The following is a 26,586-nucleotide window of genomic DNA, read 5'->3' on the forward strand; positions in this document are numbered from 1 at the left end:
TCGGAACGGGGCGCTCGCCCCATCCGTGGAAGAGTTGTCGCTTCCTTCACCGATCAGACACCGTTCCCGACCTCGGCGAGCACAGCGTCCGTGAACGGAGTCCAGGCCTCGACCGCCCACGGCCCGAACGCCCGGTCCGTCAGCGCGACACACGCCAGCCCGGCGACGGGGTCGATCCACAGGAACGTCCCCGACTGGCCGAAGTGCCCGAAGGTCCCCGGCGACGAGGACGTGCCCGTCCAGTGCGGCGACTTGGAGTCCCGGATCTCGAAGCCGAGCCCCCAGTCGTTGGGGTTCTGGTGCCCGTAGCCCGGCAGGACGCCCTTGGTGCCCGGGTACTGCACGGTCATCGCCGCCGCGACCGTGCGCGGGTCCAGCAGCCGGGGCGCCTGCACCTCGGCGGCGAACCGCACCAGGTCCTCGACGGTCGAGACGCCGTCCTTCGCGGGGGAGCCGTCGAGCGAGGTGGACGTCATGCCCAGCGGTTCCAGCACCGCCTGCCGCGCGTACTCCCCGAACGGGATCTCGGCCGCCTTGGCCACATGGTCCCCGAGCACCTCGAACCCGGCGTTGGAGTACAGCCGCCGCTCTCCGGGCGGGGCCGTCACCCGGTGCTCGTCGAAGGCCAGCCCGGAGGTGTGCGCCAGCAGGTGCCGCACGGTGGACCCCGCGGGGCCCGCCGCCTCGTCCAGCTCGATCGCCCCCTCCTCGTAGGCGACCAGCACGGCGTACGCGGCGAGCGGCTTGGTGACCGAGGCCAGCGGGAAGCGGTGCCCGAGCGGCCCGTGGGTCCCGAGGACGGTGCCGTCCGCCCGGACGACAGCGGCGGCGGCGGTGGGAACCGGCCAGTTCTCGATCACGGCGAGGCTCTGCAGAGACATGTGCACGAGCCTAAGCGGCTCAGAGGTTCAGCTGCATCAAGGGGTCGGGCCGGCGCCGGAAGCCCATCGACGCGTACAGCGGCTCAGCCTCGGCGGAGGCGGTCAGATGGACGTATCCGGCGCCGACCTCGCGGAACCACTCGACGAGGGCCTCCATGCAGGCGCGGGCGTACCCCCGGCGCCGGCAGTCCGGGTCGGTGGCCACGCTGAAGACGTGACCGACCGCGCCGCGCGGATTGCCGGGCTTCCCGATCCGGTAGTCGACCGTCCCCACCACGAGCGCCGCCAGCGCGTCGGGCCGCTGCGGATGGTCGACGACGAAGGCCGCGAACTCCCCTTCGGGATCCGCGAGTCGACGGCGCAGGAGCGGCAGGGACTCGGTGTGCCAGTCGGTGGGACCACCGCCTCCCGGGGGCGCCATCGAGTCGATCATCACCTGGCGCAGCCGGAGCACTTCCGCCGCGTCCTCGGCCGTGGCACGTCGTACGAGACTCATGCCCGCACGCTAACCACCACGATCACGTCAAGTCCCCGTGTTTTCTCACCTGATTCGCTTGCTTCGAGCGCACTCCAGGGTTTTAGCGTGGTGCTCATGACGGTGATGGAGACCACGAGTACGACGAGTGTCGAGAGTGCCACGGGTGCTGCCGGTACCGACAGTTGCGCCGGTCCGCCGCTCAAGCCGCGCCGGCCGGACGGGCAGGACAGATACACGATCAGCGAGGTGGCCGACCTCACCGGGCTGACGGCGCACACCCTGCGCTGGTACGAGCGGATCGGGCTGATGCCGCACATCGACCGCTCCCACACCGGCCAGCGCCGCTACCGCAACCGCGACCTCGACTGGCTCGACCTCGTGGGCAAGCTCCGGCTCACCGGCATGCCGGTCGCCGACATGGTCCGCTACGCCGAACTGGTGCGGGCGGGCGACCACACCTACACCGAGCGCTTCGACCTGCTCAAGTCGACCCGGGACGACGTCCTGTCCCGGATCGCCGAACTCCAGGACACCCTGAATGTGCTCGACCGCAAGATCAATTTCTATGCTGACGCCGGGCGGGCCCTGGCCTCGGAGAGGGCTTCATGACGGACGGCACGACGAACGGCAGGATCGCGACGGCACGGCTGGGCGCCGACGGCCCCGAGGTCGGGGTGCAGGGCCTCGGCTGCATGGGCATGAGCTTCGCGTACGGCCCCTCGGACGCGGCGGAGTCCAGGGCCACCCTGGAACGCGCGCTGGAACTGGGCGTCACGCTGTACGACACGGCCCACGCGTACGGCGCCGGGGAGAACGAGAGGTTCCTCTCCCCCTTCGTCCGGGCACACCGCGACGAGGTCGTCGTCGCCACCAAGTTCGGCCTGGCGATCGACCCCGACGACCCGACCGGGCGGATCATCCGCAACGACGCCGCCCACATCCGGGAGTCCGTCGAGGGCAGCCTGCGCCGGCTCGACGTCGACGTGATCGACCTCTACTACATGCACCGCCGCGACGTGAGCGTCCCCATCGAGGAGACCGTCGGCGTCATGGCCGAGCTGGTCCGCGAGGGCAAGGTCAGGCAGCTGGGCCTCAGCGAGGTCACGGCCGCCGAGCTGCGCACCGCCCACACCGTGCACCCCATCGCCGCCCTCCAGTCCGAGTGGTCGCTCTTCAGCCGGGACATCGAGGCGAACGTGGTCCCCACGGCCCGCGAGCTGGACGTCACCCTCGTCGCCTACTCCCCGCTCGGCCGCGGCTTCCTCACCGGTTCCTTCGCCAAGGCGGAGGACCTCACCGCCGACGACTTCCGCCGCCAGCAGCCCCGCTTCACCGGCGACAACGCCGAGGCCAACGCGGCGCTCCTGACCCCGATCCGCGAGGTCGCCGCCGCCCACGACGCCACCCTCGGCCAGATAGCCCTGGCCTGGGTCCACCAGCAGTCGGCGATGCACGGCCTCCCGGTCGTCCCGATCCCGGGCACCCGCAGGCCGACACGGGTGGAGGAGAACGTGGCGGCGACGGGCATCGTCCTGGGCGAGGAGGACATGGCCCTGCTGGAGCCGATAGCGGCCAAGGTCGCGGGCGACCGCTACGCGGACATGCGCTTCACGTCGGTGGGCAGGGAGTAGGGCCGGCTTCTCGGGCGGGGGTACGGCAGCGGAGCCAGGGGCGCGGGGAACTGCGCGATCAGCCCCGACGCACCGTCACTGCTTCACGGCGCTCCCCGCGAACGGCGCATGGCTACAGCTCAGCCAACAACTCCGCCTTCTTCACACTGAACTCCTCATCAGTGACCAGCCCCGCCTCGTGCAACTCCCCGAGGTGCCGGATCCGGTCGGCGATATCGGCCGGATCCCGCCGGGACCCGGCGTCGGCGGGTGCCGCACCCGCCACCGCACCCGCACCCGCCACCGCACCTCCGGCCGAGCGCACCGCGGCGAGGACCGCGGCAGCGAACGGCAACGACTCGTGCACCGGCCCGTATCCCAGCCCGAACACCACCGCGGCCGGATCATGATCCGGCTGGGCCGGCCGCTCCACGGACCCGTCGCGGCGCAGCAACCGCAGATACCCCTCGAACAGCTCCGGCGAGCGCCACTCGACGCCGGCCAGCGCACTCACCGGAAAGCTCTGGTCCCCGGCCTTCCACTTCGCCGACGACGCCCCCGTCCAGAACCAGCGGAACGACACCGACCGTCCGTCGAACGAGGCCTTCCCGTCGTACGCCTTGAAGTGCAGCGGCACCTCCGGCGCCGCCACCAGGAAGCGGTCGACGGGCCCCGACCCGGTCAGCCGGGCCCGCAGCTCGTCGGCGTAGTACTCCGCGAGCGTCTCCCGTTCGGCCGGCAGCACCAGCCGGTACGGGTCGGAACCTTCCTTGAGCTGGTCCCCCGCCGCCTCCATCAGGGGATCGGCGCCGGGCCGCGGTATGACACGCAGGACGACGGTGTCCCGCTTCCCGGGTGTCAGTGAAACCCCCGCGATCGCCTCCAGGGGGATGCGCCGCTCACCGAGCGTCTGGAAGAGCTTCGGCGTGCGAATCCCCCGTTCGAAGCGGATGAGGACGGAGTCGGACTCGAACTCCCAGGCGGCATGAAATCCGGCCAGTACGTCACCCATGCGGGTCATCGTATGCGGGCGGCGCGGGGAAGTCCCGACCGAGGCGAACCGCACTTTCCCCCTCCTCTACGCGCGTCAGGCCGCAGCGCTGTCGGACAGACCGGTCAGACACGCGTCGTCGTCCCGTGCGCACCGCACCGACTCGTACGCGCCGATGCCGATCTCGGCGAAGTTGTGGAGGCTCTCCGTGCCCGGCTCGAAGTAGCCGCTGTGCCCCTCGGCGTCGGCCGCCGACAGGATGCGCGCCCCGAACTCCGAGGAGACCGGGTCGGCGCCGTGACCGAGCCCGCCGACCTCCAGGTAGGGCACGTCCTGGACCCAGTCGTCGGCGTCCCGCATGGCCCACACCCGGGCCGCCGTCCGCAGCTGGCCGACCGTCTCGGCGCGCATGCCGGGGCTGCCCGCGACGGCGATGTCGGTGACCCGTGACGGCAGCGAGCGCGCGGCGACCCCGCACACCACCGAGCCGTAGCTGTGGCACACCAGCGCGACCGTGGAGGCGCCGGGCAGGCCCCGCACCAGCGCGTTCAGCCGGACCGAGCCCTGTTCGGCCCGCAGCGCGGTCGCCGAGTCCAGGCCCAGGCCGTCGGGCGCGGTGTAGTCGGCCCAGGCGATGACGGCCGTACGCGTCCCCCTGCTCGCCGCGCGCTCCGCGTCGTAGAGCGACTCGGCCATGCCGACGGGGGCGGAGTAGCGGCGGTTGGTGCGCTGGAAGTTGATCACGTTGGTGTCGACGCCCGGGACGACGACCGAGACGCGCTCGGCCTTGTCGAGGTCGCCGAAGACCTCGGCGACCCGGCCGTTGCCCTCGGGGTCGAAGGCGAGGATGTGGCGCTGCTTCGCGGCCAGCATGTCGAAGCGGTGCATCCGGCGGCCGGCCTCGTGCCGGCCGGTCGCGGAGAGCCGCTGGTCGTGCATGCGTTCCCGTTCGCGCCGGCTCTGCTGCTTCAGCGCGATGCGGTTGGCCCGGTAACGCAGGACGACGGGCGCGCCGTTCATGTTGCCGACGGCGAGCGGGTAGCGGTGGGCGAGCCGGGTGCGCTGATGCGCGGTGAGCGAGGCGAAGAAGTCCGCCAGGCGGTGCGGGGGCGATTCGGCGTCCGGCAGTTCACGGCCGCCGAGGTGTCCGCTCTGCCATGCGGAGAGGGACGCCTGGAGCGGCGACTTCTCTCGATGGCTGCGGATCGCGGTCCAGCCGGTGGTCGCCAGCATCACGAAAACCACGGCCAGCGCCAGGAGTGCGCGCCAGACGTTCAGTTGCGGGGAGGAGTCGAAGGAAGTCACTGAAAGGACACACTAAGAGAACGGAAGGGTCTCGCGTTAACCGAGTGAGGGGGATCACGTTTCGATCACGCACGTTCCGTACAGTGCGCAGAGAACGTCCCGATGATGACGATGTCGTCTAGTTTCAGCCAGTGCGCCACTTTTCGGCCAACGAGGGGCGCAGGGCGTCCAGATGCGTGGCGGTCAGCTCGCGCATCGCCTCCATGCTGAGGTCGCCGCCCAGCGCCCACAGCCGCTCGGTCACGCGCATGACGCCGGCGAACACGGCCACCGCCACGCGCGGCCGGGGGTCGGTCTCCACGTCGAGCCCCTCGCGCTCGGCGATGATCCGCTCGATCTGCCGCGCCACCTCGTCCGCCCGGCGCAGATGCGCGGCCAGCAGCGCGGGCGTCGACTCGACCATGCCGTACGCCCGCAGATGGAGGTCGAGCGGCACGACCTGGCCGACGGCCTCGCCGAAGGCGTCCCAGCCCTCCAGGACGGCGTTGCGCATCGCCTCCAGCGGGGCCTCGTGGGCCGGCCGGGCGCGCACCGCGTCGAGGAAGTGCTCGTGGGTCAGGCTCACGACCGCGAGCGCGGCCTCCTCCTTGCCCGCGAAGTAGCGGAAGAAGGTGCGCTGCGACACATCGACGGCCTCGGCGATGTCGTCGACGGTCGTCGCCTCGTACCCCCGCGTCGTGAACAGTTCCAGAGCCGCCCGCAGCAGCGCGTCATGGGTGCGCCGCTTCTTCCGCTCGCGCAGCCCGGGCCGCTCCTCCGACGTCGCAGCCGCCGTCGCCGCCGTCTCCATGAACCCTCGTTTCCACCCGCCCCTGCGGCGAGTGACGTGACAGTTACCGACTTGTGAATTGGTTTGTCAACTGTCAGTGGCTGTCATTAGCCTCGCGTGTATGACTAGTCAGACCACTGTCGACAAGACGGGACCGGGGGACAAGGCGCCAGGCGTCCCGTCGGACCCGACGACGAACCAGGGCCGGGGCCTGCGCGGCCATCCCTGGTTCACCCTCCTCACCGTGGCCGTCGGCGTCATGATGGTCGCCCTCGACGGCACCATCGTGGCGATCGCCAACCCGGCCATCGCCAAGGATCTCGGTGCCACCTGGGCCGATGTCCAGTGGATCACCAACGCGTACTTCCTCGCCCTCGCCGTCACCCTCATCACCGCGGGCAAGCTGGGCGACCGCTTCGGCCACCGGCAGACCTTCCTCATAGGCGTGGTCGGCTTCGCCGCCGCCTCCGGAGCCATCGGCCTGTCGAACTCGGTCGCCTTCGTGGTGACCTTCCGTGTCTTCCAGGGCCTGTTCGGCGCGCTGCTGATGCCGGCCGCGCTCGGCCTGCTGCGCGCCACGTTCCCCGCCGAGAAGCTGAACATGGCGATCGGCATCTGGGGCATGGTCATCGGCGCCTCCACCGCGGGCGGCCCGATCCTCGGCGGCTTCCTGGTGGAGAACGTCAGCTGGCAGTCGGTGTTCTGGATCAACGTCCCGGTCGGCGTCCTCGCCGTGGTGCTGGGCGCCTGGATCCTGCTGGACCACCGCGCCGAGAACGCCCCGCGCTCCTTCGACGTGCTGGGCATCGCCCTGCTGTCCGGAGCCATGTTCTGCCTGGTCTGGGCGCTCATCAAGGCCCCGGAGTGGGGCTGGGGCGACGGCCAGACCTGGACCTTCCTGGTCGTCTCCGTCGTGGGCTTCGCTCTCTTCGCCCTCTGGGAGACGAAGGTGAAGGAGCCGCTCGTCCCGCTGGCCCTCTTCCGTTCCGTACCGCTCTCGGCGGGTGTCGTCCTGATGGTCCTGATGGCCATCGCCTTCATGGGCGGCCTGTTCTTCGTCACGTTCTACCTCCAGAACGTGCACGGCATGAGCCCCATCGACGCGGGTCTGCACCTGCTGCCGCTCACCGGCATGATGATCGTCGGCTCGCCGCTGGCCGGCGCGCTGATCACCAAGGCCGGACCGCGCATCCCGCTGGCCGGCGGCATGGCCCTCACCGCGATCGCGATGTACGGCATGTCGACGCTCCAGACCGACACCGGCAGCGCCGTGATGTCCCTCTGGTTCGCCCTCCTCGGCCTGGGCCTCGCCCCGGTGATGGTCGGCGCCACCGAGGTCATCGTCGGCAACGCGCCCCTGGAGCTGTCCGGTGTCGCCGGCGGCCTCCAGCAGGCCGCGATGCAGATCGGCGGCAGCCTCGGCACGGCCGTGCTGGGCGCGGTGATGACGTCCAAGGTGGACAGCGACTTCGCGGGCAACTGGAAGGACGCGGGGCTCCCGCCGCTCGACGCGGAGCAGCTCGCCCAGGCCAAGCAGGCCGTCCAGCAGGGGGCCGCCCCGGTCGCCCCGGGCACCCCGGCGGAGATCGCCGCGAAGATCACCACGGTCGCGCACGACACCTTCATCTCCGGCATGAGCCTGGCCTCCCTCGTCGCCGCAGGGGTGGCCGCGGTCGCCGTCCTCGTGGCGTTCCTGACCAAGCGCGGCGCGAACGCCGAGGCGGGTGCGGGAGCGGCGCACATCTAACAGCCCCGCCGCCGCTTCACGCGCGGGTTTCCGCCCGCGTTCGCCTATCAGGGTGACAAGGCTGATGATCGCTTCCGTCTGGCGCGCGCCGCAGGTCACAGTGGGTCAAGTCCTCCGCACGGCATGGTCGTACGACCGCGGAGCGACCCGGGGGTCTGCGGCGCGCTGCCGGAGGGGGGCAGCGCGCGCAGACGGCTCCGCCAACCCTCCCTGGTTTCAACCACTTCGCCGGGGTACTCGCCACGTCGTACTCGAACTGACCGCGAGGTTCAGGGAGTTGTTGACAATGGCGGGTTTCGGACACAGTTCGCGCAGGCACCCTCGCTCACGTGGCCGGACGTGGTCACGGAGCGGGCCGGATCGCGCGACGCTGGGGATCATCGGAGTCATCTGCGCGGTCGCCGGATTCTTCGTCCTGGGCATCGTCCTGGGACCCGTGGCGGTCCTCTGCGGCTGGCTGGCCATGAACCGCACGTGGTCCGGCGCCCGCCCCGTCCCTGCGCTCATCGCGGTCGTTCTGGGTGCGATCGACACGATCCTGGCGATCATCTGGCTCGCGGGTGCGTCGGGGCCGGGGGTCGGCGTCTTCTGACCCGGGGTTCGCCGTAGGGGTACAGCCCCGTCGCGGGCCGCGCCCCGGTGGGGCTTCCCGCGCAGCTCCCCGCGCCCCTGAAGAGCACGGGCTGCGCCCCGTGCTCTTCAGGGGCGCGGGGAGCAGGCCTTTTCAGGCCCGCAGGGGCCTGATGCTTCCAGGGGCGCGGGGAACTGCGCGAGAAGCCCCACGCACCCGCACCCGCACCCGCCGACGCACCCCCACGGCCCCCACTCACCGGCGCTGCTCAGGCACCCCCTCCCCGGACACGGACTTCAACGACGCCACCTCCGCCCGCAGCAGCCGAACCTCCTCGGCGAGTTCCGCTATCGCGGCCGTCTGCCGCCGCTCCTCCGCGTCGTCCTTCTCGAACCGCGCTATGAACCACGCCGCGATGTTCGCGGTCACCACACCCAGCAGCGCGATCCCGGACAGCATCAGCCCGACCGCCAGCACCCGCCCCAGCCCGGTCGTCGGCGCGTGGTCCCCGTACCCCACGGTCGTCATCGTCGTGAACGACCACCACACCGCGTCGTCCAGCGTGTCGATGTTCCCGCCGGGTGCGTCCCGCTCCACGGACAGCACCGCCAGCGACCCGAACATCAGCAGCCCGACGACGGCCCCGCCGACGTACGTCGTGAGCTTTATCTGCGACGCCATCCGCGCCCGCTGCCCGACCAGCAGCAGCGTCGCCACCAACCGCAGCAGCCGCAGCGGCTGGATCATCGGCAGCACCACGGCCGCCAGGTCCAGCCACCGCGACCGCACGAACTCCCGGCGCCGGTCGGTGAGCGCGAGCCGGATGACGTAGTCGAGCGCGAACGCCCCCCACACCACCCACTCGGCCAACTCGCACCACCACTCCACCTCGTCGCTCGCGTCCGGCCGGACGATCGGCACGGCGTACGCGACGGCGAACACCAGGGCCAGACCGAACAGCGGCCGCTGCGTATGCCGTTCCCAACGGAGCTGAGCCGATACCGATCGTTGCTTCATGGCGGCATCGTAGGAAACGTGAAGGGGTGGTGAACCCATCGGTTCACCACCCCTTGACACACGGGCCGGATGCTAGGCGTCGCCGCCGGCCGCCCCCGGGTCCGCCGCGGCCACGTCGAGCAGCTGGTACCGGTCGATGGCCTGTTTGAGCACCGAGCGGTCGACCTTGCCCTCACGCGCCAGCTCGGTCAGCACCGCGACCACGATCGACTGCGCGTCGATGTGGAAGAAGCGCCGCGCCGCGCCCCGGGTGTCCGCGAAGCCGAAGCCGTCCGCGCCCAGCGACTGGTACGTGCCCGGCACCCAGCGCGAGATCTGGTCCGGCACCGACCGCATCCAGTCGGAGACGGCCACGAACGGCCCCTCGGCGCTGCCGAGCTTCTTCGTCACGTACGGGACCTGCTGCTCCTCCTCGGGGTGCAGCAGGTTGTGCCGCTCCACCTCGACCGCCTCACGGCGCAGCTCGTTCCAGGAGGTCGCCGACCAGACGTCCGCCTTGACGTTCCAGTCGGCGGCGAGGATCCGCTGGGCCTCCACCGCCCACGGCACCGCGACACCGGAGGCGATGATCTGCGCGGGGATGGAGCCCGCCTCGCCGGCCTTGTGGCGGTGGATGCCCTTGAGGATGCCTTCGACGTCCACGTCCGCCGGCTCGGCCGGGTGCTGGATCGGCTCGTTGTAGACGGTGAGGTAGTAGAAGACGTCCTCGCCCGGCTTGCCGTCCGCGGTCTCGCCGTACATCCGGCGCAGACCGTCCTTCACGATGTGCGCGATCTCGTACCCGAACGCCGGGTCGTACGCGACACAGCCCGGGTTGGTGGACGCCAGCAGCTGCGAGTGCCCGTCCGCGTGCTGCAGACCCTCACCGGTCAGGGTCGTACGGCCGGCGGTCGCGCCCAGAACGAAGCCGCGGGCCAGCTGGTCGGACATCTGCCAGAACTGGTCACCGGTGCGCTGGAAACCGAACATCGAGTAGAAGACGTAGACCGGGATGAGCGGTTCGCCGTGTGTGGCGTAGGCCGAACCGGCGGCGATCAGCGACGCCGTGCAGCCCGCCTCCGAGATGCCGTCGTGCAGCATCTGGCCGGTCGGGGACTCCTTGTACGCGAGCAGTAGATCGCGGTCGACCGCCTCGTACTGCTGGCCGAGCGGGTTGTAGATCTTCGCACTCGGGAAGAACGAGTCCATACCGAAGGTGCGGTACTCGTCGGGCGCGATCAGCACGAACCGCTTGCCGATCTCCTTGTCCCGCATGAGGTCCTTCAGCAGGCGGACGAACGCCATGGTCGTGGCGATCGACTGCTGACCGGACCCCTTCTTCACGGTCGCGTACGTCTTGTCGTCCGGCAGGGCCAGCGGCTTCGCCCGCACGACGCGGGTGGGCACGTACCCGCCGAGCGCCTTGCGGCGGTCGTGCATGTACTGGATCTCCTCGGAGTCCCGCCCGGGGTGGTAGTACGGCGGGGCCCCGCTCTCCAGCTCCTTGTCGGAGATCGGCAGGTGCAGCCGGTCACGGAAGCGCTTGAGGTCGTCGACCGTCAGCTTCTTCATCTGGTGCGTGGCGTTGCGGCCCTCGAAGTTCGGGCCCAGGGTCCAGCCCTTGACCGTCTTCGCCAGGATGACCGTCGGCTGGCCCTTGTGCTCGTAGGCCGCCTTGTACGCCGCGTAGATCTTGCGGTGGTCGTGACCGCCGCGGCCCAGGTGCAGGATCTGGTCGTCGGTCATGTTCTCGACCATCGCGCGCAGCCGGTGGTCGTCACCGAAGAAGTGGTCGCGGATGTACGCGCCGGTCTCGGTGGCGTACGTCTGGTACTGGCCGTCCGGCGTGGTGTTCATCCGGTTGACCAGCACACCGTCGCGGTCCTGCGCGAGCAGCGGGTCCCAGGAGCGGTCCCAGACCAGCTTGATCACGTTCCAGCCGGCACCCCGGAAGACCGACTCCAGCTCCTGGATGACCTTGCCGTTGCCGCGCACCGGGCCGTCGAGGCGCTGGAGGTTGCAGTTCACCACGAAGGTCAGGTTGTCGAGGCCCTCTCGGGCGGCGATCGTGAGCTGGCCGAGCGACTCCGGCTCGTCCATCTCGCCGTCGCCGAGGAACGCCCAGACATGGGACTTGGAGGTGTCGGCGATGCCGCGCGCCTCCATGTACCGGTTCATCCGCGCCTGGTAGATCGCGCCCAGCGGGCCGAGGCCCATGGACACGGTCGGGAACTCCCAGAAGTCCGGCATCAGGCGCGGGTGCGGGTAGCTGGACAGGCCGTACGGCGCCTTGGACTTCTCCTGGCGGAAGGCGTCGAGCTGCTGGTCGTCGAGCCGGTCCAGCATGTACGCGCGGGCGTAGATGCCCGGGGACGCGTGGCCCTGGAAGAAGATCTGGTCGCCGCCGTCGCCCTCGTCCTTGCCGCGGAAGAAGTGGTTGAAGCCGACGTCGTAGAGGGAGGCGGAGGACGCGAAGGTCGCGATGTGACCGCCGACGCCGATCCCGGGCCGCTGGGCGCGCGAGACCATCACGGCGGCGTTCCAGCGAGTCGCGTTGAGGATCTTCCGCTCGATCTCCTCGTTGCCGGGGAAGAACGGCTCGGCCTTGGTCGGGATGGTGTTGACGTAGTCCGTGCTGCGCATCTCGGGCACGGCCACGCGCTTCTCGCGGGCCCGCTCGATGAGCCGGAGCATCAGGTAGCGCGCGCGCTCACGGCCGCGCTCGTCCACGGCGGCGTCGAGCGAGTCGAGCCACTCCTGGGTCTCCTCGGGATCGAAGTCAGGGACCTGACTCGGAAGGCCGCCAATGATGATCGGATTGCGATCGGATCCGGAAGCCACGCTGTTCCTTAGCTGTCAGAGGGCCGCTCTTCAAGGGTTCTTCTGGGGGTTTCGCAGGGGTTCTTCTGGGGGTTCTCTAGGTGCCTGCACCGCCCCCCATCGTGTACCTCGGGGACGCAAACGTCATCTCTACCGAGAGGTAACCAAGGCGCATACTGGCTCGACAAAGGTAGTAAAGGTATTCGATGCTCGTACCCCCGGATGGTTGCCGAATACGCAAAACGGGCAGAACGGTGTGGCGTGCGTCATGTGAAGCTGTGAATCCGCGTAGAGAGTTGCGGTGACACGGCCCGGATCGTCACCGTTTCGGCGGTCTCGAAGGCTGGGTACTTGCGCGATCCGTCCCGCCCGTGTGGACTACGGCCAATGCTTCGCGCACGCGCGTGGCTGATTCCCCAGGGGGCGACCCCACCCGAACATGATCAGGAGGCAACCCGTGAGCGCGACCGCGGACCACGCGGAGGAGCGGACGAACCCTGCCGCAAGGCTGGGGTTCCAGCCCGAGCAGGTGGTCCAGGAGATCGGCTACGACGACGATGTCGACCAGGAGCTCCGCGAGTCCATCGAGGAAGTCGTAGGCAGTGAGCTCGTCGACGAGGACTACGACGACGTGGCCGATGCCGTCGTGCTGTGGTTCCGAGACGACGACGGCGACCTGACGGATGTGCTGGTGGACGCCACCACGTACATCGAGGAAGGTGGCTCGATCCTGCTGCTGACGCCCAAGACCGGGCGCGACGGCTATGTGGAGCCCAGCGACATTTCGGAGGCCGCGACGACTGCGGGGTTGTCCGCGTCGAAGAGTGTCAGCGTGGGCAAGGACTGGAGCGGCAGTCGGCTCGTGACGCCGAAGGCGGCGAAGTCCGGCAAGAGGTGACGTGACGCTGCCGCTGTGGCTCGGCAGGTTCGCCTGAGAGCTCGGTGGGTTCTGTGCGAGGGCGGCCGCGCGTACGTCGTGGCTTGTCGCGCAGTTCCCCGCGCCCCTCGAAGGGTGCCCCTACGGGGCCCTTCGAGGGGCGTCGTTTTAGGCTGGGTCACCCGAACAGTCCATGAAGGGACTCAGGTAGATCATGGCGATCCAGGTCGGTGACAAGGCGCCCGACTTCGAACTCAAGGACAACCACGGCGCCACGGTGCGGCTGTCGGACTTCCGGGGCGAGAAGAACGTGGTGGTGCTCTTCTACCCGTTCGCCTTCACCGGGGTGTGCACGGGCGAGCTGTGCGAGCTGCGGGACAACCTGCCGAAGTTCGTCAACGACGACGTGCAGCTGCTGGCCGTGTCGAACGACTCCATCCACACGCTGCGGGTCTTCGCCGAGCAGGAGGGTCTGGAGTACCCGCTGCTGTCGGACTTCTGGCCGCACGGCGAGGTCTCCCGGGCCTACGGCGTCTTCGACGCGGACAAGGGCTGCGCGGTGCGCGGCACGTTCATCGTCGACAAGGAGGGCCTCGTCCGCTGGTCGGTCGTCAACGCCCTCCCCGACGCCCGCGACCTGAACGAGTACCTCGCGGCCCTCGACACCCTGTGATTCTTCGGTTCCACACCCTGCGGGGAACGGGAACCCGTCACTAGGATCGACACGTTGATCCGACACCAACGCACGACGGGGCTCCCCGCCCCTGAAACCAAACGGAGGACTTCGTGGGAGTCAGCCTCAGCAAGGGCGGCAACGTATCGCTGACCAAGGAGGCACCGGGCCTGACCGCGGTCATCGTGGGTCTGGGGTGGGACATCCGCACCACGACCGGCACCGACTTCGACCTGGACGCCAGCGCCCTGCTGCTGGACGCGTCGGGCAAGGTCAGCAGCGACGCCAACTTCATCTTCTTCAACAACCTGAAGAGCCCCGACGGCTCGGTCGAGCACACCGGCGACAACCTCACCGGTGAGGGCGAGGGCGACGACGAGCAGATCAAGGTCAACCTCGCGACCGTCCCGGCCGAGATCGAGAAGATCGTCTTCCCGGTCTCGATCTACGACGCCGAGAACCGTCAGCAGTCCTTCGGCCAGGTCCGCAACGCCTTCATCCGCGTGGTGAACCAGGCGGGCGAGGCGGAGATCGCCCGCTACGACCTCTCCGAGGACGCCTCCACCGAGACCGCCATGGTCTTCGGCGAGCTCTACCGGCACGGCGCCGAGTGGAAGTTCCGCGCCATCGGCCAGGGCTACGCCTCGGGCCTGCGCGGTATCGCCCAGGACTTCGGTGTGAACGTCTGAGTCGCGGGGGAGTACCCCCCTGGACTTGCCGACTCACCACACGTCCGGCGCCGCTGTCGTCACCGACGGCGGCGCCGGACGCGCTCGTACGACGGGGCGGGCCGTCCACGCGCGTACGCACACAACTGAACAGTTGAGCAACTGAAGCTCGAAAATCGGGGAGGACCAGCACCATGGGCGTCACACTCGCCAAGGGAGGCAATGTCTCCCTCTCCAAGGCCGCGCCGAACCTCACGCACGTGTTGGTCGGGCTCGGCTGGGACGTCAGAACCACCACCGGAGCCCCTTTCGACCTCGACGCCAGCGCCTTGCTGTGCCAGGGCGGCCGGGTGCTGGGGGACGAGTGGTTCGTCTTCTACAACAACCTCAAGAGCCCGGACGGCTCGGTCGAGCACACCGGCGACAACCTCACCGGTGAGGGTGACGGCGACGACGAGTCGTTGATCATCGATCTCTCGCGGGTGCCGACCACCGTCGACAAGATCGTCTTCCCGGTCTCCATCCACGACGCCGAGAACCGCGGTCAGGCCTTCGGGCAGGTCAGCAATGCCTTCATCCGTGTGGTCAACCAGGCCGACGGCCAGGAACTCGCCCGCTACGACCTCTCCGAGGACGCCTCCACCGAGACCGCCATGATCTTCGGCGAGGTCTACCGCTACGGCGGGGAGTGGAAGTTCCGCGCGGTGGGACAGGGGTACGCGTCCGGTCTGCGGGGCATCGCGCTCGACTTCGGGGTGAACGTCTCGTAGCGCTATATGCGCAAAAGCCGGGGCCGTGTGGGGTGCGAGGGGTACCCGACTAGACTTCGGGTTCAAAGTTTCGCAAAGCCGCGCGCGGCGCGGGGGAACCCCGTACACACACGATTGGGTAGCCAGTGGTGCTGAAAACCTTCGGCTGGTCGTTCGCGGTCACCGCGCTCGGCTTGGTAGCAGCGGTTCTCTACGACGGATGGACGGCCCTCGGGCTCGTCGCGATCCTCTGCGTCCTGGAGATCTCGCTGTCGTTCGACAACGCGGTGGTCAACGCCGGCATCGTGAAGAAGATGAATGCCTTCTGGCAGAAGATCTTCCTCACCGTCGGCATCCTGATCGCCGTCTTCGGTATGCGGCTGGTCTTCCCCGTCGTCATCGTCGCGATCAGCGCCAAGCTCGGGCCGCTCGAGGCCGTCGACCTGGCGCTGACCGACAAGGACCAGTACCAGCAGTACGTGACCGACGCGCACCCGTCGATCGCGGCCTTCGGCGGTATGTTCCTGCTGATGATCTTCCTGGACTTCATCTTCGAGGACCGGGACATCAAGTGGCTGGGCTGGCTGGAGCGCCCGCTGTCCAAGCTCGGCAAGGTCGACATGCTGTCGGCCTGCATCGCGATGATCGTCCTGCTGATCACCTCGATGACCTTCGCGACCCAGGCCCACCAGCACGGCGGCACCCATGCCGACAAGGCGCAGACGGTCCTGATCTCCGGCCTCGCGGGCCTCATCACCTATCTGATCGTCGGTGGTCTCTCCGGCTACTTCGAGAACAAGCTGGAGGAGGACGAGGAGCGCGAGCACGAGGAGGAGGAAGAGGCGGCGCGCACGGGCAAGCCGCGTTCGGCCGTCGCCCTCGCCGGCAAGGCCGCGTTCTTCATGTTCCTCTACCTGGAGGTCCTGGACGCGTCCTTCTCCTTCGACGGTGTCATCGGCGCCTTCGCCATCACCAACGACATCGTCCTGATGGCGCTCGGCCTCGGTGTCGGCGCGATGTACGTCCGGTCGCTGACCGTGTACCTGGTCCGCCAGGGCACCCTCGACGACTACGTCTACCTGGAGCACGGCGCCCACTACGCGATCGGCGCCCTCGCCGCGATCCTGCTGGTCACCATCCAGTACGAGATCAACGAGTTCATCACCGGTTCCGTCGGTGTCATCCTGATCGCCTGGTCCTTCTGGTCCTCCGTCCGCCGCAACAAGGCGCTGGCGGCCGAAGAGGGAAACGCTGACGCCGCCGACAAGGCGGAGGTCTCCTCAGGGGTGTGACCACCCGTGAGGTGAGGGCAGGCTCTGAGCGGGGCGGCCGACGAGGACGCGTCCTCGTCGGCCGCCCCGCTGGTGGTCGACGCGACGACACGGCAGGTGTGGGGCGGGCATGAGTTTTCTGGACAACCTGTGGCGCGGGCGGGCCTCGGAGTTCGACGCGGGCAACGCGGCGACCAACGCGATCGAGCTGACCAAGCGGCACCAGAAGGTGTCCCTCTCCAAACAGAACGCGGCGGCCGGGCATCTGCGCGTCAACCTGTCCTGGCGGATGCGGACCTCCGACATCGGCGGGTCCAAGCGGCAGAGCGTGCTGCGCCACCCCTTCAAGGCCCTCAAGCCGGAGGAGGTGCAGGCGCACAGCCAGAGCATGGTGAACGTCGACCTCGACCTCGGCTGCCTCTACGAGCTGGCCGACGGCACCAAGGGGGTCGTCCAGCCGCTGGGGGGCTTCCTCGGCGACATCAACGAAGCGCCGTACATGCGGCTGAGCGGGGACGACCGGTTCGGTTCCGGGTCCGGCGAGACGATGTACATCAACCTGGACCACCGCGACCAGTTCAAGCGGATGCTGGTCTTCGTCTACATCTACGACCAGACGCCGGCCTTCGACCGTACGCACGCGATCGTGACGCTCTACCCGAGCAACGGGCCCCGGATCGAGATAGGCCTCGACGAGCGGCACCCGCAGGCCCGGTCGTGCGCGGTCGTGATGATCGAGAACGTCAAGGGCGAGATCACCGTCCGCCGCGAGGTGAAGTTCGTCTACGGCTTCCAGGCGGAGCTCGACCGGCTGTACGGGTGGGGCCTGCAGTGGGGCCGGGGGTACAAGACCAAGACCGAGCAGCGCTGACGCGGCTCCCGGCGCCTCCGTGCCCCGTGCGGGGCGCCGCTCAGCGGCCGATGAACTGCGGGCCCTGCGGGGGCAGGCGGAAGTTCGGGTCCAGCGCCGCCGCCGTGGGCTGGGGGTAGCCGTAGGCCGGGCCGTTGGTGGTGGCGGGGGTCGGCTGCGGCTGCGGATAGCCGTAGCCCGACTGCTGGGTCGGGGCCGCCGGCGGGTAGCCGTACGCGGGCTGGGACGGGACGCCCGTCGGGGGCTGCTCGGGGGGCAGGGGCGCCGAGACCTCCGGGGCCGGGGTCTGGGTCGTGGCGGCCTCGTCGGCCGCCGTGGCCGCCGCCTCCGACTCGTCGACCGAGATGCCGAAGTCCACGGCGAGGCCCTGGAGGCCGTTGGTGTAGCCCTCGCCCAGGGCCCGGAACTTCCAGCCGCCGCCGCGACGGTAGAGCTCGCCGCAGATCAGGGCGGTCTCGTCGCCGGTCTCCGGCTTGATGTCGAAATACGCCAGCGGTTCGGCGTCGGCGACCGTGGCGTCGTACAGCAGGATGCGCAGGGACCGTACGCGGCCGAAGGAGACGGGTTCCCCGGAGACGTCGTCGGCGGAGGCCACGAGAAGAATCTGGCCGACGGCGGACTCGACACCGCTCAGATCGGTCTGGATGGTGTCGGTGAGGCCGTCGGCCACACGCTTTTTGCCGAGCCGCCAGACCTTGCCCGACGGGTGGCGTGGCTGGTTGTAGAAGACGAAGTCCTCGTCGGACCGTACGCGGCCGTCGGGGCCGAGGAGCAGCGCCGAGGCGTCGACGTCCGGGGCGTCCTGCCCCGGCGCCCAGCGCAGCACGGCGCGGACCGCCGTGGCTTCGATCGGGACGTTCGACCCCTTCAGCATCGCGTGCGTCATGCGGTCATCCTGCCCTCTCGGTCCTGATCACGACAACGCGGGGGCGGCGAACCGCCGGTGAAATCGTTGAGCGCCGGACACGGCTGGGTTACCAGAACTTCACGCCTGGCGGGAACTGATGTCACACATTTGTACGTACTATTACCGGCCACGATCGTGACCGGAAGCCGAGCAGCCACGGGGGAACCACATGCGTCATTTCGGGCACATCGCCCCTGAGCTGCGGCAGCGTCTCTTCTACCGCGAGCCGACGGCCTTCGACGCCGACTCCCCGGCCCGGGTGCTCGCCGCCGCGCTCGGTGCCACGCTCTACAGCCCGGCGACGCGGGAGCGGCTCGCCGACGACATCGTCAAGCAGGCCGGGCGCGGGGTGGTCTCCATGGTGCTGTGCCTGGAGGACTCCATCGACGACGCGGAGGTCGTGGGCGCCGAGGAGAACCTCGTCCGGCAGTTCGTCGACCTCGCCGGCCGGACGGACGTCGAGCTTCCGCTGCTCTTCATCCGGGTCCGCTTCCCCGAGCAGATACCCGACCTGGTCAGCCGATTCGGCCCGGCCGTGCGGCTGCTGTCCGGTTTCGTGTTCCCCAAGTTCACCGAGGAACGGGGCGTGGCCTTCCTGGAGGCGCTCACCGCCGCCGAGGCCGCGAGCGGACGGCGGCTCTTCGGGATGCCGGTCCTCGAGTCGCCCGAGCTGATGTACAGGGAGACGCGTGTAGAGGCGCTCCAGGGCATCGCCCACACCGTCGACAAGTACCGCGACCGGGTCCTCGCGCTGCGCCTCGGCGTCACCGACTTCTGCTCCTCCTACGCGCTGCGCCGGGCACCGGACATGACCGCCTACGACGTCCAGATCGTCGCCTCCGTGATCGCGGACGTGGTGAACGTGCTGGGGCGCGCCGACGGCACCGGGTTCACGGTGACCGGGCCGGTGTGGGAGTACTTCCGGGTCCAGGAGCGCATGTTCAAGCCACAGCTGCGCACCAGCCCCTTCCTGGCGAACCGGGCCGGGGAGCTGCGCGAGTCGCTGATCGAGCACGCGCTGGACGGTCTGCTGCGCGAGATCTCCCTCGACCAGGCCAACGGGCTGCTCGGCAAGACCTGCATCCATCCCTCGCACGTCCTGCCGGTGCACGCGCTGTCCGTGGTCAGCCACGAGGAGTTCGGCGACGCCCAGGACATCGTGCGGCCCGAGCGGAACGGGGGCGGGGTCCTGCGCTCGGCCTCCCGCAACAAGATGAACGAGGTCAAGCCGCACCGCGCCTGGGCGGAAAGGGTTCTGCAGCGCGCCGAGGTGTTCGGGGTCGCCAACGAGGACATCGGGTTCGTGGACCTGTTGGCCGCGGGCCTGCCCGACTGACCACCCACTCGCCGTACCGACAAAGGAATCGATGATCAACACAGCGAACGACACGACCGGGGCGTCCGGCGAGGTCTGGTCCGGGGCCTGGGTCCGTGAGCGGCTCGGGGTCGAACTGGTCGGGGACGAGGAGCTGACGGGGCTGCTGGGGCTCGCGCTGCGGCGCAACCCCAAGCGGGCGCATCTGCTGGTGTCGAACGTCCTCGGCAAGCACGTCCCGCAGTCCCCGGCCGTCGTGCATGGGCACGGGTTCGCGCTGGGCCGCCGGGTGCGGGAGCTGCTGGGGGAGGACGGCGCGCGGGCCGCGGTCGTCCTCGGGTACGCCGAGACGGCCACCGGGCTCGGGCACTCGGTCGCGGACGGGGTGGGCGAGGCGCCCTACCTCCACTCCACCCGGCGCCCCGTCGAGGGCGTCGCCCAGGCCGGGGGCTTCGAGGAGTCCCACTCCCACGCGACCTCGCACCTGCTGCTGCCGGAGGACCCGGCACTGCTCGCGGGGCCGGGCCCGCTGGTGCTCGTCGACGACGAGTTCTCCACCGGGAACACGGTTCTCAACACCATTCGCGCGCTGCACGAGCGGTATCCGCGGGAGCGGTACGTCGTGGTGGCGCTGGTCGACATGCGCTCGACCGCCGACCAGGGGCGGCTGGCCGCGTTCGCCCGGGAGATCGGGGCGCGGGTGGAGCTGGTGACCGCCGCGAAGGGGACCGTGCGGCTGCCGGAGGGGGTCCTGGAGAAGGGCCAGGCGCTCGTGGCGGAACACGAGGGGGCGGCGGCGGGGCGCGCGCCCGGTTCCGCGTACGGCTCTGTGAGCGCCGGTGCGGGTGCGGGCGTCGGTGCGGCCGGGGTATCGGCTTCGTCGGCGTCGGCGTCGGCGACGGCCGGCGTCACGCGGGTCGAGCTGGGGTGGCCCGCCGGGGTGCCCGACGGGGGGCGGCACGGCTTCACCCCCGCGCACCGCGCGCGGCTGGAGAGCGCGCTGCCCGCCATGGCGGCCCGCCTCGCCGAGGCGCTGCCGCCGGGGGTCCGCCGGGTGCTCGTGCTCGGCTTCGAGGAGCTGATGTACGCCCCGCTGGCGCTCGCGCGGGAGCTGGAGCGGTCGGTCGCCCCGGACGGGCCGGAGATACGGTTCTCCACCACGACACGGTCGCCCGTCCTCGCCGTCGACGACCCCGGCTACGCGATACGCAGCCGCATCGTCTTCCCCGCCCACGACGACCCGGCGGACGGCCCGGGGGAGCGCTACGCCTACAACGTGGCCGGCAACGCCTTCGACGCGGTGATCACGGTCGTCGACTCGACCGCGGACACCCCCGCGCTCCACGCCCCGGACGGCCTGCTGACCACCCTCGCCGCCCACACACCGAACGTCCTCCTCGCCGTGGTCCCGGCCTACGTCCCGGCGTCACCGCCCCCGCACCGCCCCGAAAGGTCATCCATGCTCCCCGAGCCCCTGCGCGGACCCGGTTTCTCCTCCTACGCGGCCGACGAGGTGGGGTGGCTGCTGCAGGACCTGTCGGACGCGACGCTGGAGGCGCCCACCGAGGAGCGCGAGGAGGCCATTCAGAGCGGGGGCGCGCACTACGCGGAGTCGCTGCCGGTCGAGTACCAGCCGAGCGAGCAGTACCAGGCCCTCTTCCACAGCGCCCTCGACGCCTCCGCCGAGCGGATCGCCGCCGCCGTGGGCGTGGTCACCGAGAGCGTGCTGGCCGAGCGGTCGGCGCGGCCCGTCCTCGTGTCGCTGGCCCGGGCCGGGACGCCCGTCGGCGTGCTGATGCGGCGGTGGGCACGGCACCGGCACGGGATCGACGTGCCGCACTACGCCGTGTCGATCGTGCGGGGCCGCGGCATCGACGCCAACGCGCTGCGCTGGCTCGCCGCCCATCACGACCCCGCCGACGTCGTGTTCGTCGACGGCTGGACCGGCAAGGGCGCGATCACCCGTGAACTGGCCGCCGCGATCGAGGAGTTCGAGGCGTCCGACGGGATCACCGGCTTCGACCCCGAGATCGCGGTACTCGCCGACCCGGGTTCCTGCGTGCGGACGTACGGCACGCGCGAGGACTTCCTGATCCCCTCCGCCTGCCTCAACTCCACCGTCTCCGGCCTGATCTCACGGACCGTGCTGCGCGCCGACCTCGTCGGGCCCGACGACTACCACGGCGCCAAGTTCTACCGGGAACTGGCCGGCGTCGATGTGTCGGTGGCCTTCCTGGACGCCGTCTCCGAGCGGTTCGACGACGTCGTGGACGCGGTCGACTCCCGCACCAAGGAGCTGCTCACCGCCGACCGCACCCCCACCTGGGAGGGCTGGGCGGCCGTCGAGCGGATCAGCGAGGAGTACGGGATCCACGACGTGAACCTCGTCAAGCCCGGTGTCGGCGAGACCACTCGGGTGCTGCTGCGCCGGGTACCGTGGAAGATCCTCGCGCGGGCCGGGGCGGGCGCGGATCTCGACCACGTACGTCTGCTCGCCGAACAGAGAGGGGTACCGGTGGAAGAGGTGGCCGAGCTGCCGTACACATGCGTGGGGTTGATCCACCCGAAGTTCACGCGGGGCGCCACCGGCGCCGACGGCAAGGCGGTGGCCCTCTGATGCCGGGCCCCCGGGTTCTCGTCGCGAGCGATCTCGACCGTACGCTCATCTACTCGTCCGCCGCGCTCGCGCTGACCATGCCGGACGCGCGGGCGCCCCGGCTGCTCACCGTCGAGGTGCACGAGAGCAGACCCCTGTCGTACATGACGGAGACCGCGGCGCAGCTGCTCGCCGAGCTGGGCGACACGGCGGTCTTCGTGCCCACCACGACGCGGACGCGCAAGCAGTACCAGCGGATCAATCTGCCGGGCCCGCAGCCGGCGTACGCGATCTGCGCCAACGGCGGCCATCTGCTGGTGGACGGTGTCACGGACCTCGCCTGGCACGAGCGGGTGACGGCCCGGCTCGCCGAGGAGTGCGCGCCGCTCGCCGAGGTGCGGGAGCACCTGGAGGCCACGGCGGACCCTCTGTGGGTGCGCAAGCACCGGGTCGCGGAGGAGCTGTTCGTCTATCTCGTCGTCGAGCGTGAGCTGCTGCCCGAGGAGTGGGTGAAGGAACTCGCGGTGTGGGCCGAGAACCGCGGGTGGACGGTCTCCTTGCAGGGGCGCAAGATCTACGCCGTGCCGAAGCCGCTCACCAAGTCGGCGGCGATGCGGGAGGTCGCGCGGCGGACCGGGGTGGAGCTGACCTTGGCCGCCGGCGATTCCTTGCTCGACGCGGATCTGTTGCTCGCGGCGGATCGGTCCTGGCGACCGGGGCACGGGGAGCTGGCGGAGGCGGGTTTCCTGGGGCCGGGGGTGAGTGCGCTGCCCGAGCGGGGGGTGCTGGCCGGGGAGCGGATTCTTCGGGAGTTCTTGCGGGCCTCGCGGGGCGCTCCGCGAGGGTGAACGGCTCGGTCCGTCAGGGGGTGGGGGTGCGGTGCGTTTCGGGCTGCGGGTCCGTCGTGGCTTGTCGCGCCCGCGCGGCCAAGCCGCATGTGTCAGCGCCCCGCGCCCCTTGACCCTGGCTGCTGCGGTTCTTTTTCAGGAAGCGGACCAGCGCGAATGCCAGGACCGCCAGGGCCGCGCCTGCCAGGACGATCTTCGAGTACGTCGAGACGATCGTCGTGACCTCGCTCCAGTTGGCGCCCAGGAAGTAGCCGGCCAGGACGAAGGCCGTGTTCCACAGGGCGCTGCCCAGGGTCGTGAGGAGCGTGAAGACGGGCAGGGGCATGCGTTCCACGCCGGCCGGGACCGAGATGAGGCTGCGGAAGACGGGGATCATGCGGCCGAAGAAGATCGCCTTGGTGCCGTGCCGGAGGAACCAGGCCTCCGTCCGCTCGATGTCCGAGACCTTGACCAGGGGGAGCCTCGCGGCGATGCGGACCGTGCGGTCGCGGCCCAGGAGGGCGCCGACGCCGTAGAGGGCGAGGGCGCCGACGACCGAGCCGGCGGTGGTCCACAGCAGGGCGGCGAAGAGGTTCATCCGGCCGGTGCTCGCGGCGAAGCCGGCGAGGGGGAGGATGACCTCGCTGGGGATCGGCGGGAAGAGGTTCTCCAGCGCGACGGCGAGGCCCGCGCCCGGCGCCCCCAGCAGATCCATCAGACCGATGATCCACAGGGGTGCGCCGCTCATCGACTCCGCTTGCATGGCTGTCATGGGCGCACGCTAGGCGAACGAAGCTGAAGGGAGCCTGAGGGGTGGGTGAACGTTCGGGGGGCGGGGTCCGTTGATCGAAGTGTGCAGATCAACCGCAGCAGCCGCCTCCGCAGCACCCGCCGCCACCGCCGCCCGCCCTGGGCGCCGGGGCGGACGCGGCGGCCGTACCTCCGACCGCTACCGTCGACAGAAGTTTGACCGTGTCGGAGTGCCCCCCGGGGCAGTCCGCGGGGGCGGAGGACTCGGCCATGGGACGGCTGAGTTCGAAGGTGTCGCCGCAGGTCCGGCAGCGGTATTCGTAGCGAGGCATGGGGTCAGGCTAACCGGCGTCCGGAGGGCGGCAAGCGTGCCGCGTTTTGCCTGGTCGGTCACACTGGCCAAATTTTCACGCTACTGACAGAAGCAGTTGTGAAAGTGACTGATAATTTGTGGTCGCTGTGTGGAGACCGGAAGGTCAGGGGAACAGGGGGCTCACTGCCGCGGGTGTGGCGGCTGTGACCATCCGCGCAGCGGTGCCAAGTGGGGAGGGGGGACAGTAGTGACCGCTGTCCTTGGTCGATCGGGAGCCACGTGTCCCGGTCGCATAGTCGCCGTGCGCGAGCGAAAGGTTGCCGCGCACCGTCGAATCGTTGCTGGGCATCGCTCGGGCCGTCCGTACCAGGGGGCCTGCCGTGGTTAGCCGGGGGAAGGGTCAGGAGGAGGGGGTGCCGGAGGAGTCCGACCTCACCATGCAGCTGAAGCTCCCGCCGGCCCCGGCGGACGAGACCATGCAGCTGCGGGTGCTCGAGCCGGGTACGTTCGACCTCCCGCAGGAGCCGTCGACGGCGGGCAAGCGCGGCAGACGCAAGGCGCCCAGGCCGTCCGTTCTGGCCAGGTTCACCGCCGTCGCCGGCGCGCGACTGGCCCCGTTCGCTCCCTACGCCCGCCGTATGCGTCCGCAATACCCCCGTCCGGGCCGCGCCGACTGGCGCCGCTGGGTGCCGTCCTGGCGGCAGTCGCTGGGGGCCGCGGGGCTGGCCGTGGGCGTCAGCGGCATGTTCCTGTCCGTCGCCTACGCCGCCACGGACATACCGGAGGACCTCAACACCTTCGCCACCCAGCAGGACAACGTGTACTTCTGGTCCGACGGCACCCCCATGGCCCGTACCGGCTGGGTGCGGCGCCAGGCGATGCCCCTGAAGGGCGTCCCCGAGGACGTGCGCTGGGCGGTCCTCGCGGCGGAGAACGCGAGCTTCTACTCCGACCCCGGCATCTCGGTGAGCGGCATCACCCGCGCCCTGGTGCGCACCGTCGGCGAGGGGGACACCCAGGGCGGCTCGACGATCACCCAGCAGTACGTCAAGAACGTCTATCTGACCCAGGACCGCTCGCTCGGTCGCAAGTTCGACGAGGCGCTGCTCGCCCTCAAGCTCGACAACCAGATGAGCAAGGACGAGATCCTGGAGGGCTACCTCAACACCAGCTGGTTCGGCCGCGGCACCTACGGCATCCAGCGGGCGTCCCAGGCGTACTACGGCAAGGACGTCAGCCGGCTGAACGTCAGCGAGGCCGCCGTCCTCGCCTCCCTCCTCAAGGGCGCGGGCCTCTACGACCCCACCCTGAGCAAGGCCAACCGGGAGCGGGCGGTCGAGCGCTGGGAGTGGATCCTGGACCGGATGGTCGACATCGGGAAGCTGTCCAAGGCCGAGCGCGCCACGTACACGAAGTTCCCCGAGCCGATCGAACAGTCGAGCCAGTACGACACCGGTAAGCAGAGCGACTACCTGGTGGAGCTGGCCTCCCAGTACGCGAAGAAGGCGGCGAACCTCACCGATCAGGAGTTCGACCGGGGTGGCTATCAGATCTACACGACCTTCGACAAGGACCGGCAGACCGCGCTGACCGAGGCCGTCACCGAGGCGCGCAAGGACGTGCGCAAGGACAGCCCGAAGAAGGCGAGGACCGCGCACATCGGGGCCTCCTCGGTCGGTGCCGACGGGCGGGTCCTCGCCGTCTACGGCGGCCCCGACCACCGCAGGCAGGGCTTCAACGAGTCGAACGCGACCACCGTCCCGGCCGGCTCGGCCTTCCTCCCCTTCGTCTACGCGGCGGGGCTGGAACACGGCGTCGTCAAGGAACGCGGCGGCGAGGCTACACCTGTCACCCCGCAGACGATCTACGACGGCAACGACGCCGTGCCCGTGACCACCCCCGAGGGGCCCTACTGGGACCGGGACGGCGACCGGGTGTTCGCCCACAACGACGACAAGAAGTCCTGGGGGCCCATCACCCTGCACGACGCGCTCGCCGGATCGGTGAACACGCCCTTCATGCAGCTCGGCATGGACACCGGGCTGGCCAAGGTGCGCGGCACCGCCGAGGCGGCCGGACTGCTCCGCTCCAGCTTCGGCGCCCAGGTGCCGGCGCTCTCCGTGGGCAGCGCCACTCCCAGCGCGATCCGGATGGCCAGCGGCTACAGCACCTTCGCCGCCCTCGGCAAGCACACCGAGCCGTACTCCGTGCGGAAGATGACCCACAACGGGTCCAGGGTCGCCCTGAACACCCCGAGGCCGAAGCGCGCGATGAGCGGCAAGGTGGCCGCCGAGGTCACCTCGGCGCTCACCGACGCCTACCGCACCGCCCACCCCACCTCGCCCGGCGCCGCCTCCTACGAGGTGGCCGCCAAGGGCGGGACCACCCAGGACGACAAGGCCGCCTGGTACGTCGGTACGGCCGACGAGGTGTCTACCGCAGTCGTCGTCTACCGCATCGACCTGACCAAGAGCCTGGAGCCGCTGCGGCTCGACGGGATCGCCGGAACACCCCATGCCGGGGTCCCCTTCGACGTCTGGTCCAGTGCGATGAGGATCGGCTGACACCGATGAGCACCCGCGCCCGCCACCCTCGCAGAAT

The 26,586-nt window shown here is 70.0% G+C and carries 24 protein-coding genes; 14 read left to right on the top strand and 10 right to left on the bottom strand.

Features of this window, described 5'->3' with window-relative positions:
* Positions 1–53: 53 nt before the first annotated feature.
* Together ACZ52C_RS01155 and ACZ52C_RS01160 are read right to left on the bottom strand one after the other, a co-directional pair.
* A complete protein-coding gene (locus ACZ52C_RS01155) occupies positions 54–881 on the bottom strand; it encodes a serine hydrolase domain-containing protein (protein ID WP_469072807.1) in 828 nt (275 codons plus the stop codon).
* A gap of 19 nt (positions 882–900) precedes the next feature.
* Positions 901–1,377, bottom strand: coding sequence for a GNAT family N-acetyltransferase (locus ACZ52C_RS01160; protein WP_469072808.1), 477 nt, complete (start codon positions 1,375–1,377; stop codon positions 901–903).
* A gap of 96 nt (positions 1,378–1,473) precedes the next feature.
* Between ACZ52C_RS01160 and ACZ52C_RS01165 the strand changes: the two genes are divergently transcribed.
* Both ACZ52C_RS01165 and ACZ52C_RS01170 read left to right on the top strand, forming a co-directional pair.
* Positions 1,474–1,968, top strand: a complete 495-nt coding sequence (locus ACZ52C_RS01165; protein ID WP_469072809.1) for a MerR family transcriptional regulator — start codon at positions 1,474–1,476, stop codon at positions 1,966–1,968.
* Entirely contained in the window at positions 1,965–2,990 is a 1,026-nt protein-coding gene (locus ACZ52C_RS01170) for an aldo/keto reductase (protein WP_469072810.1), read from the top strand. Before ACZ52C_RS01165 ends, ACZ52C_RS01170 begins: the two co-directional genes overlap by 4 nt.
* A gap of 112 nt (positions 2,991–3,102) precedes the next feature.
* Here ACZ52C_RS01170 and ACZ52C_RS01175 read toward each other — a convergent pair whose 3' ends face one another.
* The 3 genes from ACZ52C_RS01175 to ACZ52C_RS01185 form a co-directional block, all read right to left on the bottom strand.
* Positions 3,103–3,981: a DUF4429 domain-containing protein gene (locus ACZ52C_RS01175; RefSeq protein ID WP_469072811.1), complete on the bottom strand. Its 879-nt coding sequence runs from the start codon at positions 3,979–3,981 to the stop codon at positions 3,103–3,105.
* A 75-nt stretch (positions 3,982–4,056) separates the two neighbouring features.
* On the bottom strand, positions 4,057–5,265 hold the full coding sequence (locus ACZ52C_RS01180) for an alpha/beta hydrolase (RefSeq protein ID WP_469072812.1): 1,209 nt from the start codon (positions 5,263–5,265) through the stop codon (positions 4,057–4,059).
* Positions 5,266–5,389: 124 nt separating this feature from the next.
* A complete protein-coding gene (locus ACZ52C_RS01185; RefSeq protein ID WP_469072813.1) occupies positions 5,390–6,055 on the bottom strand; it encodes a TetR/AcrR family transcriptional regulator in 666 nt (221 codons plus the stop codon).
* A gap of 100 nt (positions 6,056–6,155) precedes the next feature.
* Between ACZ52C_RS01185 and ACZ52C_RS01190 the strand changes: the two genes are divergently transcribed.
* Together ACZ52C_RS01190 and ACZ52C_RS01195 are read left to right on the top strand one after the other, a co-directional pair.
* Positions 6,156–7,781 (top strand): MFS transporter, encoded by a 1,626-nt coding sequence (locus tag ACZ52C_RS01190; RefSeq protein ID WP_469072814.1) that lies wholly within the window; start codon positions 6,156–6,158, stop codon positions 7,779–7,781.
* A 286-nt stretch (positions 7,782–8,067) separates the two neighbouring features.
* A complete protein-coding gene (locus ACZ52C_RS01195) occupies positions 8,068–8,373 on the top strand; it encodes a small hydrophobic protein (RefSeq protein WP_469072815.1) in 306 nt (101 codons plus the stop codon).
* Between the two features lie 234 nt (positions 8,374–8,607).
* Here the strand turns inward: ACZ52C_RS01195 and ACZ52C_RS01200 are convergent, their stop codons facing one another.
* Both ACZ52C_RS01200 and aceE read right to left on the bottom strand, forming a co-directional pair.
* Positions 8,608–9,369, bottom strand: a complete 762-nt coding sequence (locus tag ACZ52C_RS01200) for a potassium channel family protein (RefSeq protein WP_469072816.1) — start codon at positions 9,367–9,369, stop codon at positions 8,608–8,610.
* A gap of 72 nt (positions 9,370–9,441) precedes the next feature.
* Positions 9,442–12,189, bottom strand: coding sequence for a pyruvate dehydrogenase (acetyl-transferring), homodimeric type (gene aceE / locus ACZ52C_RS01205; RefSeq protein ID WP_469072817.1), 2,748 nt, complete (start codon positions 12,187–12,189; stop codon positions 9,442–9,444).
* Positions 12,190–12,625: 436 nt separating this feature from the next.
* Here aceE and ACZ52C_RS01210 point away from each other — a divergent pair, with 436 nt between their 5' ends.
* The 6 genes from ACZ52C_RS01210 (at position 12,626) to ACZ52C_RS01235 (ending at position 17,277) form a co-directional block, all read left to right on the top strand.
* On the top strand, positions 12,626–13,066 hold the full coding sequence (locus ACZ52C_RS01210) for a DUF3052 domain-containing protein (RefSeq protein ID WP_033527287.1): 441 nt from the start codon (positions 12,626–12,628) through the stop codon (positions 13,064–13,066).
* 193 nt (positions 13,067–13,259) lie between these two features.
* Positions 13,260–13,718, top strand: a complete 459-nt coding sequence (locus ACZ52C_RS01215) for a peroxiredoxin (protein WP_215455185.1) — start codon at positions 13,260–13,262, stop codon at positions 13,716–13,718.
* Between the two features lie 113 nt (positions 13,719–13,831).
* Complete coding sequence (locus ACZ52C_RS01220) at positions 13,832–14,407, top strand: calcium homeostasis/redox stress adaptation protein (RefSeq protein ID WP_319363197.1); 576 nt, start codon at positions 13,832–13,834, stop codon at positions 14,405–14,407.
* A gap of 173 nt (positions 14,408–14,580) precedes the next feature.
* Positions 14,581–15,156 carry a TerD family protein gene (locus tag ACZ52C_RS01225; RefSeq protein WP_469072818.1) on the top strand — a complete coding sequence of 192 codons (576 nt, stop codon included), beginning with the start codon at positions 14,581–14,583 and terminating at the stop codon, positions 15,154–15,156.
* Between the two features lie 125 nt (positions 15,157–15,281).
* On the top strand, positions 15,282–16,427 hold the full coding sequence (locus ACZ52C_RS01230) for a DUF475 domain-containing protein (protein ID WP_469072819.1): 1,146 nt from the start codon (positions 15,282–15,284) through the stop codon (positions 16,425–16,427).
* Between the two features lie 109 nt (positions 16,428–16,536).
* On the top strand, positions 16,537–17,277 hold the full coding sequence (locus tag ACZ52C_RS01235; RefSeq protein WP_469072820.1) for a TerD family protein: 741 nt from the start codon (positions 16,537–16,539) through the stop codon (positions 17,275–17,277).
* Between the two features lie 40 nt (positions 17,278–17,317).
* On the opposite strand, the gene ACZ52C_RS01240 is transcribed toward ACZ52C_RS01235, so the two are convergent.
* A complete protein-coding gene (locus ACZ52C_RS01240; RefSeq protein ID WP_469072821.1) occupies positions 17,318–18,163 on the bottom strand; it encodes a TerD family protein in 846 nt (281 codons plus the stop codon).
* 190 nt (positions 18,164–18,353) lie between these two features.
* Here ACZ52C_RS01240 and ACZ52C_RS01245 point away from each other — a divergent pair, with 190 nt between their 5' ends.
* Genes ACZ52C_RS01245 through ACZ52C_RS01255 form a run of 3 tightly spaced genes read left to right on the top strand, consistent with a single transcriptional unit; the run spans position 18,354 to position 22,943 of the window.
* Complete coding sequence (locus ACZ52C_RS01245) at positions 18,354–19,520, top strand: HpcH/HpaI aldolase/citrate lyase family protein (protein WP_469072822.1); 1,167 nt, start codon at positions 18,354–18,356, stop codon at positions 19,518–19,520.
* A 31-nt stretch (positions 19,521–19,551) separates the two neighbouring features.
* On the top strand, positions 19,552–22,116 hold the full coding sequence (locus ACZ52C_RS01250) for a phosphoribosyltransferase (protein ID WP_469072823.1): 2,565 nt from the start codon (positions 19,552–19,554) through the stop codon (positions 22,114–22,116).
* On the top strand, positions 22,116–22,943 hold the full coding sequence (locus ACZ52C_RS01255; RefSeq protein ID WP_469072824.1) for an HAD family hydrolase: 828 nt from the start codon (positions 22,116–22,118) through the stop codon (positions 22,941–22,943). The genes ACZ52C_RS01250 and ACZ52C_RS01255 overlap by 1 nt, the downstream gene beginning before the upstream one ends.
* Before the next feature lie 13 nt (positions 22,944–22,956).
* Here ACZ52C_RS01255 and ACZ52C_RS01260 read toward each other — a convergent pair whose 3' ends face one another.
* Both ACZ52C_RS01260 and ACZ52C_RS01265 read right to left on the bottom strand, forming a co-directional pair.
* Entirely contained in the window at positions 22,957–23,685 is a 729-nt protein-coding gene (locus ACZ52C_RS01260; protein ID WP_469073401.1) for a DedA family protein, read from the bottom strand.
* A gap of 97 nt (positions 23,686–23,782) precedes the next feature.
* The gene (locus ACZ52C_RS01265; RefSeq protein WP_045557940.1) at positions 23,783–24,004 is read right to left on the bottom strand and encodes an FmdB family zinc ribbon protein; all 222 of its coding nucleotides are present in this window, start codon (positions 24,002–24,004) and stop codon (positions 23,783–23,785) included.
* 418 nt (positions 24,005–24,422) lie between these two features.
* Here ACZ52C_RS01265 and ACZ52C_RS01270 point away from each other — a divergent pair, with 418 nt between their 5' ends.
* Entirely contained in the window at positions 24,423–26,549 is a 2,127-nt protein-coding gene (locus ACZ52C_RS01270; RefSeq protein ID WP_469073402.1) for a transglycosylase domain-containing protein, read from the top strand.
* Positions 26,550–26,586: the final 37 nt, after the last annotated feature.

The organism is Streptomyces sp. NPDC034049 (genome assembly GCF_055575575.1).